This window comes from Pseudomonas sp. SID14000, from assembly GCF_002165135.1.
In the GTDB taxonomy this organism is placed as follows: Bacteria; Pseudomonadota; Gammaproteobacteria; order Pseudomonadales; family Pseudomonadaceae; genus Aquipseudomonas.
Genome location: NZ_NFZQ01000004.1, coordinates 235,492 through 247,717, shown reverse-complemented (window position 1 = coordinate 247,717; position 12,226 = coordinate 235,492). Strand labels below are relative to the sequence as shown.

At 61.4% G+C, this 12,226-nt stretch carries 11 protein-coding genes; 4 read left to right on the top strand and 7 right to left on the bottom strand.

Annotated elements, in window-relative coordinates:
• Positions 1 to 31: 31 nt before the first annotated feature.
• From CAY82_RS08035 to CAY82_RS08010, 6 genes are all read right to left on the bottom strand, one after another.
• Complete coding sequence (locus CAY82_RS08035) at positions 32 to 1,051, bottom strand: MerR family transcriptional regulator (RefSeq protein ID WP_087500742.1); 1,020 nt, start codon at positions 1,049 to 1,051, stop codon at positions 32 to 34.
• 433 nt (positions 1,052 to 1,484) lie between these two features.
• The gene (arsJ, locus tag CAY82_RS08030) at positions 1,485 to 2,714 is read right to left on the bottom strand and encodes an organoarsenical effux MFS transporter ArsJ (protein WP_087500741.1); all 1,230 of its coding nucleotides are present in this window, start codon (positions 2,712 to 2,714) and stop codon (positions 1,485 to 1,487) included.
• A 9-nt stretch (positions 2,715 to 2,723) separates the two neighbouring features.
• Positions 2,724 to 3,728 carry an ArsJ-associated glyceraldehyde-3-phosphate dehydrogenase gene (locus CAY82_RS08025; RefSeq protein ID WP_087500740.1) on the bottom strand — a complete coding sequence of 335 codons (1,005 nt, stop codon included), beginning with the start codon at positions 3,726 to 3,728 and terminating at the stop codon, positions 2,724 to 2,726.
• Positions 3,729 to 3,751: 23 nt separating this feature from the next.
• Positions 3,752 to 4,468 carry an arsenical resistance protein ArsH gene (gene arsH / locus CAY82_RS08020; protein WP_087500739.1) on the bottom strand — a complete coding sequence of 239 codons (717 nt, stop codon included), beginning with the start codon at positions 4,466 to 4,468 and terminating at the stop codon, positions 3,752 to 3,754.
• 4 nt (positions 4,469 to 4,472) lie between these two features.
• Positions 4,473 to 5,534, bottom strand: a complete 1,062-nt coding sequence (gene arsB / locus CAY82_RS08015) for an ACR3 family arsenite efflux transporter (RefSeq protein WP_087500738.1) — start codon at positions 5,532 to 5,534, stop codon at positions 4,473 to 4,475.
• A gap of 117 nt (positions 5,535 to 5,651) precedes the next feature.
• Complete coding sequence (locus CAY82_RS08010; protein ID WP_087500737.1) at positions 5,652 to 6,008, bottom strand: metalloregulator ArsR/SmtB family transcription factor; 357 nt, start codon at positions 6,006 to 6,008, stop codon at positions 5,652 to 5,654.
• 335 nt (positions 6,009 to 6,343) lie between these two features.
• On the opposite strand from CAY82_RS08010, the gene CAY82_RS08005 reads away from it, so the two are divergent.
• The 3 genes from CAY82_RS08005 to tcuB all read left to right on the top strand — a co-directional run bounded on the left by CAY82_RS08005 (position 6,344) and on the right by tcuB (position 10,029).
• Positions 6,344 to 7,264, top strand: a complete 921-nt coding sequence (locus tag CAY82_RS08005; RefSeq protein ID WP_087500736.1) for a LysR family transcriptional regulator — start codon at positions 6,344 to 6,346, stop codon at positions 7,262 to 7,264.
• A 148-nt stretch (positions 7,265 to 7,412) separates the two neighbouring features.
• On the top strand, positions 7,413 to 8,867 hold the full coding sequence (tcuA, locus tag CAY82_RS08000) for an FAD-dependent tricarballylate dehydrogenase TcuA (RefSeq protein WP_087500735.1): 1,455 nt from the start codon (positions 7,413 to 7,415) through the stop codon (positions 8,865 to 8,867).
• Positions 8,848 to 10,029, top strand: coding sequence for a tricarballylate utilization 4Fe-4S protein TcuB (gene tcuB / locus CAY82_RS07995; RefSeq protein WP_087500734.1), 1,182 nt, complete (start codon positions 8,848 to 8,850; stop codon positions 10,027 to 10,029). Before tcuA ends, tcuB begins: the two co-directional genes overlap by 20 nt.
• A gap of 60 nt (positions 10,030 to 10,089) precedes the next feature.
• On the opposite strand, the gene CAY82_RS07990 is transcribed toward tcuB, so the two are convergent.
• Positions 10,090 to 10,983 (bottom strand): LysR family transcriptional regulator, encoded by an 894-nt coding sequence (locus CAY82_RS07990; RefSeq protein WP_016714082.1) that lies wholly within the window; start codon positions 10,981 to 10,983, stop codon positions 10,090 to 10,092.
• 147 nt (positions 10,984 to 11,130) lie between these two features.
• Here CAY82_RS07990 and CAY82_RS07985 point away from each other — a divergent pair, with 147 nt between their 5' ends.
• Positions 11,131 to 12,210: a 4-oxalomesaconate tautomerase gene (locus CAY82_RS07985; protein ID WP_087500733.1), complete on the top strand. Its 1,080-nt coding sequence runs from the start codon at positions 11,131 to 11,133 to the stop codon at positions 12,208 to 12,210.
• Positions 12,211 to 12,226 lie beyond the last annotated feature (16 nt).

The window sequence follows — 12,226 nt, the reverse complement described above, 5'->3', positions numbered from 1 at the left end:
CGATCAATGCAGGCTGTGGCGAAAGGGAGTCTCAAGCACGAAAGTGTTGCTGTTGTATCAGCCACTCGCGTACAGCTGGCGGAACAGCGTGGCCGATCTGTAACAATGGTTCGGCGTCATAGGCTGCCAGGACTTTCCGCGCTAATACCTCATCGTCTTGGCTCATGCGACGCAACAGGGCCTGCCATTGATCTATGATCTCCTGGACAGCGCCAGGGTCGGCACGCTCGCCGGCCTTGCGCAGACGGTTTGCACGAATGCTCAATGCTGCCCACTCTCGGTCCAGGGTCTTGTCCAGACGACTGATTTGCTCCTCACTGAGATGACGACGCAGCGCCGCCATGCGCAACTTCACAGCTGAGCCTATATAGTTGAGAATTTGTGTGTCCAAGCCAGTATGTGTCAGGCAATGGTCGCCACTTTCGTGAATTGCGCGCCAGCGTCGTATCCGATGCACATCGCCAGCCATCCACACCATTGCAGCATCCATCCAGCGTGCAGCCAGTCGCTGCACTCTAGCGCTCTGGATGTCCAACCGCAGTCGCAAGGCTTTGCGGACTTCGTGCACCAAGCGGTCAAAGCGATTTCGTACTTCCACCCAACGATGAAAGACTTCAAGCAACTCTGTTTCGCTGAACTCGGCACGGTAGCGCTCAAGTAGGGCCATGGTTCCGGGCCAAGGCGGTTCTTCGCTAAAAAATCCTGTTGATAGTCCTGCAGCAAGTTCTGCCAGACGACTTCGATGCAGGGCCATTACTGCTATTTCCTCATCAATACGCGCCATGCGCTCGGCGATGAGACCTGTACGCTCATGGGCAGGTTTGGCCATCAACTGGCCAATCCGCTCCAAGGACAACCCAGAGGCTTGCAGAGTCTGGATCGCTTTAACACGCAGCACCGCAGTTTCGTCATACAGCCGATAACCAGCATCAGTACGGCTGGTGGGCTTGATTAAACCGATGGCGTCATAGTGGTGAAGGGCGCGAACGGTGGTGCCACAGCGTTGGGCGAGGGCTCCAACCTGAAGAAATAGAGGTGGGACGATACTCATAGATCTCCTGATAGCATCTATCGGCGCAGCATTCCAAGTGGTTAGTTAGACCCGATACAACCCATCAAGGCTGCTACAAAGTTCTCCAGAAAAGCCGGCATGTCAGGTGCCAGCCATGTGCCTTGTAAACGGCTCGGTTCATTTTGCAAAGCACGAACGATCCGCTTGTGCGTTTCTGAATCTTCTCCCGCTGGCGTTGGCTCCGGTTATTCATCCGTCAGCAAGTTTGAGGGCTTACGTAGGGTGAGGGTCAACCCACCTCTGGCCAACAGGGACCGGGCTGATCGGGCTCGCGCGGCCGCACGACAGCAGTGCCAACAGCTGGCGTTCTTGCAAGCGGGGAGAGGTCTTGGCAAAGCGTGGAGGTTCAAGCTGCCCGAGGTGTCGGTAACAGGATCACCAGGGCGGCCGTGAACGTCCGTCCTGGCGGGGGCTAGCGAGGCTCGACCACGGTGGCATGCCTTGGTAGTGCAATTGAAATCAGGGCTGCCAGCAGAACGAAGACCGTGGAGATCCACAGGCAGGCTTCCAGCCCGCAAGCCTGGAATACCCAGCCGGAAAGCAGCGTACCGACCAGCCGCCCTAGCGCGTTGGACATGTAATAGAAGCCCACATCCAGCGATACCCCGTCTTCCTTGGCATAACTGACGATCAGGTAGCTGTGCAGCGACGAGTTCACGGCGAACAGCACACCGAACAGCATCAGCCCGCCAAGCAGCACCACCTCGGCCGACCAGCCTGCCGACAGGCCCAGGGCGATGAGCGCAGGCAGCCCGGCAAGGGCGATCGCCCAGCTGCAAGCCGCCCGACCGTCGGGCACATGGCCGCGCGTCTTGCCGGTGATGTGGGGGGCAAACGACTGAACGATGCCGTAGCCGATTATCCATGCAGCCAGGAAGCCGCCGACCAGCCAGAAGTCCCAGCCAAAAGTCGTGCTCAGGTACACCGGCAACGCCACGACGAACCAGACGTCACGGGCGCCAAAGAGGAACAGGCGTGCGGCCGAGAGGATATTGATGGCGCGGCTCTTGGACAGCATGTCGCGGAATTTCGGTTTGGCCTTGGCTTTGCCCAGGTCCTTCTTCAGCAGGATCAGACTGCCAACCCAGATCACTGCCAATACCGCCGCCATGACCAGCACCGCCAAGGTGAAGCCGAGCAGGGCGAGCAGGGCGCCGCCAAGGAAGAAGCCCACGCCTTTGAGCGCGTTTTTCGAGCCCGTCAGGATGGCGACCCACTTGTACAGGGTGCCTTGCTGGCTGTCTGGCACCAGAAGCTTGATGGAGCTCTTGGCGCTCATCTTGTTCAGGTCCTTGGCGATACCGGACAGCGCCTGGGCAACCATCACCCAGGGTACTGTCAGCCAGGTTGCCGGTACCGTGAGCATCAGCAAGGCCAGGACCTGCATGCCCAGGCCGATGTTCATGGTCCGGTTGAGCCCCAGGCGGGCGCCAAGGTAGCCGCCCACCAGGTTGGTGATTACACCGAACACTTCGTAGAACAGGAACAGCGCCGCGATTTGCAGCGGCGTGTAGCCCAGCGAATGGAAGTGCAGTACCACCAACATGCGCAACGCGCCGTCGGTGAGGGTGAAGGCCCAGTAGTTGCCGGTAACCAGCAGGTACTGACGCACTTCCACAGACAGGGCTGACAACGCCTTCATGATTGCCGTCTACTCCGTCATGCCGACCATTCGGGCCAGTTCCGCTGCACGGTTGGCATAGCCCCACTCGTTGTCGTACCAGGCGTAGATCTTCACCTGGGTACCATTGACGACCAGGGTCGATAGCGCATCGATGATCGAGGACCGCGGGTCGGTGCGGTAGTCGATGGACACCAATGGTCGTTCCTCGTAGCCCAGGATGCCCTTCAACGGGCCTTCGGCCGCCGCCTTCAGCAACGCGTTGACCTCTTCAGCCGTGGTCTCGCGCGCCACCTCGAACACGCAGTCGGTCAGCGAGGCGTTGGCCAGCGGTACCCGCACGGCGTGACCATTCAGCTTGCCGCGCAGTTCAGGGAAGATCTCGGCGATTGCGGTAGCCGAGCCCGTGGTGGTCGGGATCAGGCTCATGCCCGAGGCACGGGCGCGACGCAGGTCCTTGTGCGGCGTATCAAGGATGCTCTGGGTATTGGTCAGGTCGTGGATGGTGGTGATCGAGCCGTGGCGGATGCCCAGGTTTTCGTGAATCACCTTGACCACCGGGGCCAGGCAATTGGTGGTGCAGGAAGCGGCGGTGACGATACGGTGTTGCGCCGGGTCGAACAGGTGCTGGTTGACGCCCATCACCACGTTCAGCGCACCTTTCTCCTTCACCGGAGCGCAGACCACCACGCGTTTGACACCCTGATCCAGGTAGGCCTGGAGCACGGCTACCGACTTCATCTTGCCGCTGGCCTCGATGACCAGGTCGCAGCCCGACCAATCGGTGTCGGCGATCGCCTTGTTCGCGGTGACGTTGATGCGCCTGCCCTCGATCACCACCGAGTCGCCTTGTGCCCCGGCTTCACGATGCCAGCGCCCGTGGACCGAGTCGAAGTTGATCAGGTGGGCGTGGGTCTCGGCGTCGCCGGCCGGGTCGTTGATCTGGACGAACTCGAATTCTGGCCAATCCCAGGACGCGCGTAGCGCCAAGCGACCGATACGGCCAAATCCGTTGATGCCTACTTTGATTGCCATGTTCCTGTTCTCAAGTTGTGACTTCAGATGGATCGTTGATTGACACGCCTGGACAGCTCTTCGGCCGACTCCTTGCGCTCGGAGTAGCGGTCGACGAGATAGTCGGCGCGGTCGCGCAACAGCAGGGTGAACTTCACCAGCTCTTCCATGACATCGACGACACGGTCGTAGTACGGGGACGGCTTCATGCGGCCCGCTTCGTCGAACTCCAGGTAGGCCTTGGGCACTGACGACTGGTTGGGGATGGTGAACATGCGCATCCAGCGGCCCAGCACGCGCAGCTGGTTGACCACGTTGAACGACTGCGAACCGCCGCAAACCTGCATCACTGCCAGGGTCTTGCCCTGGGTCGGCCGCACCGCCCCCATGCTCAGGGGGATCCAGTCGATCTGCGACTTGAATACACCGGTCATCGCGCCGTGACGTTCCGGCGAGCACCAGACCATGCCTTCCGACCACAGCACCAAGTCGCGCAGCTCCTTGACCATGGGATGGTCGTCGGGCGCATCATCCGCCAATGGCAGGCCGGACGGGTTGAAGATACGCGTCTGGGCACCGAAGTGCTCCAGCAGGCGGGCTGCTTCCTCCGTCAGCAGACGGCTGAAGGAGCGTTCGCGGGTCGATCCATACAAGAGCAGGATGCGTGGTTTGTGGGTGGACTGCTGCGCAATCGCCAGTTTCTCGGCGGATGGCAGGTCGATCAGCTCACTGTCGATGTTGGGGATAGCGTGTTCGGTCATGGTTCTACTCCTGGGACAAGGCAGCGGATGCCTGATCGAACCAGCGACGCTTGAGCCACCAGGCCACGCCAACCAGCGAGATCAGTACCGGCACTTCCACCAAAGGCCCGATGACGGTGGCAAAGGCGACCGGTGAGGCAAGGCCGAAGGTGGCGATGGCCACGGCAATGGCCAGTTCGAAATTGTTGCTTGCCGCGGTGAAGGCCAGCGCAGTGGTACGGGGGTAGTCGGCCTCCAGCAGCTTGCCCATCCAGAAGCTGATGAAGAACATCACCACGAAATAGATGGTCAGCGGGATGGCGATGCGCAGCACATCCAGCGGCAGTTGCAGGACCATGTCGCCTTTGAGGCTGAACATGGCCACGATGGTCAGCAGCAACGCCACCAGCGTCAGCGGGCTGATCCTGGGAATGAATTGCACCTGGTACCAGGTTGCGCCCTTGCTGCTGATCAGGATCTTGCGGGTCAGGAAACCGGCCAGGAACGGGATACCCAGGTAGATCAGCACCGATTGGGCGATATCGAGGAAGCTGGTCTCGATAACACTGCCCTCCAGGCCGAACAGCGGGGGCAGCAGCCCCAGGAAAATCCAGGCGTACACGCTGAAGAACACAATCTGGAAAATGCTGTTGAAGGCAACCAGGCCGGCCACGTACTGGGTGTTGCCGCCGGCGATCTGGTTCCACACCAGCACCATGGCGATGCAACGTGCCAGGCCGATGAGGATAAGGCCGGTCATGTATTCGGGCCTGTCGGAGAGGAATACGACCGCCAGCCCGAACATCAGCACTGGGCCGATCACCCAGTTCTGAATCAGCGACAGGGCGAGGATGCGTTTGTCCTTGAAGACCTGGGGCAACTCCTCGTATTTCACCTTCGCCAATGGCGGGTACATCATCACGATCAGGCCGATCGCGATGGGGATGTTCGTCGAGCCCACCGACAAGCTGTTCAGCCATACCGGCAACCCCTGGAACAGGCTGCCCAGCCCGATGCCAAGGCCCATCGCCAAAAAGATCCAGACCGTCAGGTAGCGGTCGAGGAAGGAAAGTCGGCTTTTGCTCATGGTGGATCTCCCTGAACGTCTGAGCGTTCCGATGCATGCCAGCTCGGCCTTGAGCTGGGTGGCATCCAGTTGTTCGAAAGGCAATGCGAGAAATGCCGTGTTTTTTTTCGGCAGTGGTCAGCAGCAGGTAGCGACACGCTGAGGGCGGTCACCCATGGTGTCCAGTCGTTTGGCGCTGGTGTTCAGCCACTCGCGATTGGCCTCCAGCGTTGTCACCAGGACATCGCGTACCCAGGTGGGCAGTTCTGGATGCAGGCGGTAGTAAACCCACTGGCCCTGCCGGCGGTCTTCAAGCAGGCCGCAGGTGCGCAGTTGTGCCAGGTGGCGGGAAATCTTGGGTTGGCTTTCTTCCAGGGCGCAAATCAGCTCACAGACGCATAGCTCTTGCTCGCGAGCGATCAGCAGCATCATCCGAACGCGGTTTTCGTCGGCGAGGCATTTGAAGACCTGGGTCGGGGTCAGCGAGTCAGTCATGGCAGTTCTCGGCGTTTGCTGTTCGTGCTTGATATATATGGTTTTTCAAATATACGATTTTTCGCATGTATTGCAAGGCCTGCCAGATTGATTCCTGCAGACGAAAAGAAGGCCTTGTAGGAGATCGCCCAGCTTTTGGGCTGCGCTGACGCTTGGCGAACTGAATTCGCAAGCAGTCCGCGTACCCTGTCAATTCAATGAGTCATGTGCAGTTCTATGAGGGCGGGCCAGTCCGTTCCACCGTAGCGTCCTGTCGATCAAGGCTTGACCGCCCACCCTGTGCAAATACCTTTAACATGCTCAAGGACCGGCCCCCATCGTTGAAAGAGAGTTATATGGAGTTACGTCAGCTTCGCTATTTCCTGAGTGTTCTGGAGTACGGCAGTCTTGGCCGGGCGGCGGTCGAGCTCGGGGTCGGCGCCTCGGCATTGAGCCAGCAGCTGTCGAAGCTGGAGAGCGAGGTGAGTACCCGGCTTTTGACACGTTCGAGCACTGGCGTCTCGCCGACGGCGGCGGGCCTGGCCTTCGAATACCATGCGCGCCTGGCGCTTCGTCAGGCGGAGCATGCTGTCATGGCAGCACAAAGCGGCCGCATGAGCGGCTATGCCAGCGTGGGGTTGGCACCGACCACCGCATCGATTCTAGGCCTGGCGTTGATTGACAGGATGCGCGAGCGCTACCCCGACATCCGTCTGCACCTGGTGGAAATGTTGTCTGGTTATCTGATGAACCAACTCAATGGCAGACACCTTGACCTGGCGGTGCTGTTCCAGGCAGAGACGGGGCCGCGGCTGGATGTCCGGGCGCTTCTGACGGAGCGGCTGTTCGTGCTGGTTCCCGGCCCGCTGGTCAAGGCGGAGTGGGGCGAATCGCTCACATTGCAACAGATCGCGACGCTCCCCTTGGTGATGCCCAGCGCGCAGCATGGTCTGCGCACGACATTGCGCTCGATTTTCGAACGGGCCGGGCTTGAGGCCGGCATCGTCATGGAGGTCGATGGTCTGTCGCTGTTGATGGATTGTGTCTGTGCGGGCCATGCCGCCACCATCCAGCCCGGCGCGACGGTGGCCCGGGCGCATCAGGCGGGCTTGCGCGTGTTTGCCATCGATGAAGCACAGGCACAACGTCGCAATGTGATTGTCAGCCTGACCGATGACGAGCTCTCGCCGGCCGCGCTGGCCACACGGATCGTACTGCAGGAGGTCGCTCGGGAGCTGGTGGAGCAGGGCCGTTGGCCTGGAGCCCGGTTGCTTTGACCCAGAACGTGAGGTCACTCATCCAACCCCTTTAGAAAAACTGAATGCCTCCCCTCGACGATCGCGTTTCGCGCCCACCGGGCACTCATTAAAGTCCGTGGCCACGAGGAGCACCCGAACAATCGGCTCTTCGTGACCTGGAGGCGAAATGATCGATGTGCTAGTCATCGGAGGGGGCAATGCCGCCCTCTGTGCCGCGCTGATGGCGCGAGAGGCCGGAGCCAGCGTGTTGCTGCTCGAGGCCGCACCCCGCGCCTGGCGTGGTGGCAACTCTCAACACACGCGTAACTTGCGGTGCATGCATGATGGCCCGCAGGATGTGCTGGTCGAGGCGTACCCGGAAGAAGAGTTCTGGCAGGACCTGCTGAAGGTCACCGGTGGCCAGACCGACGAAAAGCTTGCGCGCCTGGTGATCCGCGCGTCCTCCAACTGCCGCGGGTGGATGCGCCGTCATGGTGTGCATTTTCAGCCCTCATTGTCCGGTGCGCTGCACACCGCACGGACCAATGCCTTTTTCATGGGTGGCGGCAAGGCGCTGGTCAATGCCTACTTTCGCAGCGCCGAAAACCTTGGGGTACAGATACGCTACGACACGCCTGTAGCCGACATCGAACTACAGGACGGACGTTTCGTTGCGGCCCATGTGCCGGCGCGTGAAGTTCAGGGGCGGCACCTGCCCGCCGAGCGCATCGAGGCGCGCACCTGCGTGCTTGCCGCCGGCGGTTTCGAGTCCAACCGACAGTGGTTGCGCGAGGCCTGGGGGCAGAACGAGCGAGGGGAGTGGCCTTCAGACAATTTCCTGATCCGTGGCACGCGTTTCAATGACGGGGTGCTGTTGCGCCGCATGATCGAACAGGGCGCCGACACGATTGGTGACCCGACCCAGGCGCACATGGTGGCGATCGACGCACGCGCACCGCTGTACGATGGCGGCATCTGCACGCGCATCGATTGTGTGTCGCTGGGCGTGGTGGTCAACCGCGACGGTCAGCGCTTCTACGATGAGGGTGAAGATTTCTGGCCCAAGCGCTATGCCATCTGGGGACGTCTGGTGGCTCATCAGCCCGGGCAGGTGGGGTTCTCGGTCATCGACCAGAAAGCCCTCGGTCGTTTCATGCCGCCGGTTTTCCCTGGCGCCACCGCCGATAGCCTGGAGGCGTTGGCCGGCCTGCTCGGTTTGCCTGTGCAGGCCTTCCTCGAAACCGTGCATGCCTACAACCGGGCCTGCCAGGTGGGCACCTTCGACCACACCCGGCTGGACGACTGTCACACCGTGGGCCTGGAACCGATGAAAAGCCACTGGGCGCGCCCGATCGATACGCCTCCTTACTACGGTTACCCGCTGCGTCCTGGCGTGACTTTCACCTATCTGGGGCTGCGCACCGATGAAACAGCCGCGGTTCATTTCGACAGGCGTCCCAGCCCGAACCTGTTCGTTGCCGGAGAGATGATGGCGGGCAATGTACTGGGCAAGGGCTACACCGCAGGTGTCGGCATGTCCATCGGCACCGCCTTCGGCCGTATCGCCGGCACCAGCGCCGCTGCGGCGGCGGGTCACGAACATCCAGAAAAAGAGAATCGCCATGACCGCGCAACTGCCTGAACCACGCCAGCCTGAAACCGCCCGGTCGGCCCTCGAACTGATCCCGGTGCTGAACCTGGAGGAGCGGGAAGTGGACCGGCAAATGCGGATCTGCAACGCCTGCCGGTACTGCGAGGGCTTTTGCGCCGTTTTCCCGGCGATGACCCGCAGGCTGGAGTTCGGCAAGGCCGACATCCATTACCTGGCCAACCTGTGCCACAACTGCGGTGCTTGCCTGCACGCCTGTCAGTACGCCCAGCCCCACGAATTCGCGGTCAACGTGCCCCAGGCGATGGCCAAGGTGCGCGGGCAGACCTACGCCGAGTACGCCTGGCCGACCCTCTTCGGACGGCTGTATCGGCACAACGGCACCTATGTCGCCAGTGCCTTGGCAGTGGCCTTGTCGCTGTTCCTGCTGCTGGCATTGTGGGCCAATGGCACGCTGCTACCCGGTCGGCTGGCGGGTAATTTCTATGCAGTCTTCCCGCACAACACCCTGGCGCTGATGTTCGGTAGTGTCTTTGTCGCTGCAGGCGTGGCCCTGGCGGTGGCGGTACGTCGCTTCTGGCGTTCGGTCTCGCCGGGCGAGGCGCTGGCGCAACCGGCCAAAGGGGCAGTGTTCGAGGCATCAAGCGCGGCGTTGACCCTGAAGTACCTGGACGGCGGGCACGGCCAAGGTTGCAACAACGCCGATGATCGCTACACGCTCTGGCGCCGACGCTTCCATCACTTCACCTTCTACGGCTTCATGTTGTGCTTTGCCGCCACGGTGGTTGCCACCGGGTATCACTACCTGTTGGGCCAGCACGCCCCGTACCCGCTGCTGAGTGCGCCGGTGTTGCTCGGAACACTCGGGGGTATTGGCTTGATCGTCGGGCCGGCCGGGCTGTTGGCGCTGAACCTGCGCAGGGCGCCGGAGCAGGGCGATGCTGCCCAGCGCCCCATGGACCGGGCCTTCATCCTGCTTCTGTTGCTGGTCAGCGCCACTGGTCTTGCCTTGCTGGGGCTGCGTGATACAGCGGCGATGGCGATCGTGCTGGCGATTCACCTGGGGACGGTCATGGCGCTGTTCATCACGCTGCCCTATGGCAAGTTTGCCCATGGCCTGTTCCGCAGCGCGGCGCTGCTCAAGTTTGCAATCGAGAAGCGCCGGCCCAGCCGGCTGGGCCTGGGAGGTGAGTGAGCCATGAACACAGCCCGCATCTCTCCTGCACCGCGCCGAGCCAGAAGCAAGCCGTTGCGTTCAACGATTGGGCCACTTGTCCAGCAGGATCGACACGAACTTCTCCGCTGCTGGCGACAGCGACGCCCCTCTGCGGTAGACCAACCCCAGGGTACGGGTTACCTGGGGTTCGATCAGCGGCACGCTGACCAGCGTCGGGTGGTCGGCGTTGGGCATGGCCAGGCTGGGCATGGCCGATACGCCCAGCCCGGCCTCGACCATGCCCAGCGAGGTGGACAGGTGCTGAACCTCATAGAACCACTTGGGCCGCAGGTTGAGCCCGGACAGGGCATGGTCCAGCAGCATCCGGTTTCCGCTCAGTCGGCCTACGCCGATCAGGCGGTAGTCGGCCAGCTCTGTCCAGGTGACGGCTTCACGGTTCGCCAGCTTGTGGTCCCTGCGGCAGGCCAGGACGAAATGCTCCTGTACCAGGGAGACGAACTCGATGTCCGGGTGCTGGCCACTCATCATGTTGATGCCGAAGTCGGCCTCACCCCGCAGCACGGCTTCGAGCCCGTCGTTGGCGCTGAGGTCCAGCAGACGAATGCGGATCTTTGGGTATTGCTCGTTGTAGTCGCGGATCACCGACGGCAGGAAATAGAACGCCGCGGTCGGGATACAGGCGAGGGTTACCTGGCCGGTCTGTCGTTCGGCGAGTTCGCGAATGCTCAGGATCGAGTCCTCGAAGTCATCCAGCAGGCGCCTGGCCTTGGGCAGGAAGTCACGCCCGACACTGGTAAGGCTGACACGACGGGTAGTGCGTTCCAGCAACGACGTGCCCAAGCCTTCCTCGAGCTTCTTGATCCGTCGGCTCAAGGCAGGCTGGGACAGGTGCAGCGCTTCTGCGGCTTCGTGGAAGCTACCGAGTTCGGCGATTTTCACGAAAGATCGTATGTCTTGCAGCTCATATTCCATCTCGGTTCGCTCTTGGCATTGGGCTCTTTATTGATGCTCAAATCGGAACAATGACTACGATATTTGCATTGGATTGATTTATCCATCCCTGTCAATCTTTTGTCCACAGCATCAATGATGTCCATTGATCAACAAGAGTGCGAAATCATGCAACGAATTCCTTGCGTACTCATGCGCGGTGGCACCTCCAAGGGCCCCTTTTTCCATGCATGGGACCTTCCTGCCAATGTGGTCGAACGCGACGAATTGCTGATCAACCTGATGGGTTCCGGGCATGAACTGGAAATCGACGGTATCGGTGGCGGTAGCCCGCAGACCAGCAAGGTAGCGATTGTCAGCCCCTCGCTGCATGCCGACGCCGATGTCGACTACCTGTTCGTGCAGGTCATGGTCGCCCAGCGCCGGGTCGATACCGCGCCCAACTGCGGCAACATGCTGTGCGCCGTTGGCCCGTTCGCCATCGAACAGGGCCTGGTCAAAGGCCAGGACGGCAAGACACTGGTGCGTATTCGCAACCTCAACACCGGTACTTTCGTCAATTCGCTGGTGGAAACCCCCGGCGGCATCGTGCGCTACGAAGGCCGTACGGCGATCGATGGCGTACCGGGCACTGCCGCCCCGGTGCACCTGACCTTCCTCGATGCGGTCGGCAGCAAGACCGGCAAGCTGTTCCCGACTGGCAAGGCCAAGGATGTGATCGATGGCGTATCGGTCACCTGCATCGACATGGCCATGCCGATGATGGTGATTGAAGCCAGCCAGCTGGGTGTCACCGGCTCGGAAACCCCGGCCGAACTCGACGCCAACGGCGGATTGCTCGAGCGCCTCGAGGCGTTGCGCCTGAAGGCCGGCAAGGCCATGGGCCTGGGTGATGTCAGCGGTATGGTCATCCCGAAGCCGGTGCTGGTGTCCAAGCCCCGCTATGACGGCACGTTGCAGGTTCGCTACTTCATGCCGCACAACTGCCATCGCGCCCTGGCCATCACCGGAGCGATAGGGCTGGCGACTGCCTGCGTCAGCCCAGGTACGGTCATCGGCGAACTGCTGGGCGAGGGCGCCGAGCAACTGGCCGAGGTACGCCTGGAACACCCAAGTGGCGGTATCGATGTCGCGCTGTCACGCAGCGGTGCTGATGGCAAGACGATTCAGGCCTCGGTGGTGCGAACTGCCCGGCGGCTGTTCTCAGGCTTCGTTTATGCCCCTACATTCCGCAGGTTGGCGGGGTAGGTCGGGCGGCAGCCCA

What these genes read in the sequence shown, in the direction of transcription:
- tcuB (WP_087500734.1), top strand. Translation starts at nt 8,848, where the DNA reads ATGACCGCGCAACTGCCTGAACCACGCCAGCCTGAAACCGCCCGGTCG.
- tcuA (WP_087500735.1), top strand. Translation starts at nt 7,413, where the DNA reads ATGATCGATGTGCTAGTCATCGGAGGGGGCAATGCCGCCCTCTGTGCC.
- CAY82_RS08025 (WP_087500740.1), bottom strand. Translation starts at nt 3,728, where the DNA reads ATGGCAATCAAAGTAGGCATCAACGGATTTGGCCGTATCGGTCGCTTG.
- CAY82_RS08005 (WP_087500736.1), top strand. Translation starts at nt 6,344, where the DNA reads ATGGAGTTACGTCAGCTTCGCTATTTCCTGAGTGTTCTGGAGTACGGC.
- arsB (WP_087500738.1), bottom strand. Translation starts at nt 5,534, where the DNA reads ATGAGCAAAAGCCGACTTTCCTTCCTCGACCGCTACCTGACGGTCTGG.
- CAY82_RS08010 (WP_087500737.1), bottom strand. Translation starts at nt 6,008, where the DNA reads ATGACTGACTCGCTGACCCCGACCCAGGTCTTCAAATGCCTCGCCGAC.
- CAY82_RS08035 (WP_087500742.1), bottom strand. Translation starts at nt 1,051, where the DNA reads ATGAGTATCGTCCCACCTCTATTTCTTCAGGTTGGAGCCCTCGCCCAA.
- CAY82_RS07985 (WP_087500733.1), top strand. Translation starts at nt 11,131, where the DNA reads ATGCAACGAATTCCTTGCGTACTCATGCGCGGTGGCACCTCCAAGGGC.
- CAY82_RS07990 (WP_016714082.1), bottom strand. Translation starts at nt 10,983, where the DNA reads ATGGAATATGAGCTGCAAGACATACGATCTTTCGTGAAAATCGCCGAA.
- arsJ (WP_087500741.1), bottom strand. Translation starts at nt 2,714, where the DNA reads ATGAAGGCGTTGTCAGCCCTGTCTGTGGAAGTGCGTCAGTACCTGCTG.
- arsH (WP_087500739.1), bottom strand. Translation starts at nt 4,468, where the DNA reads ATGACCGAACACGCTATCCCCAACATCGACAGTGAGCTGATCGACCTG.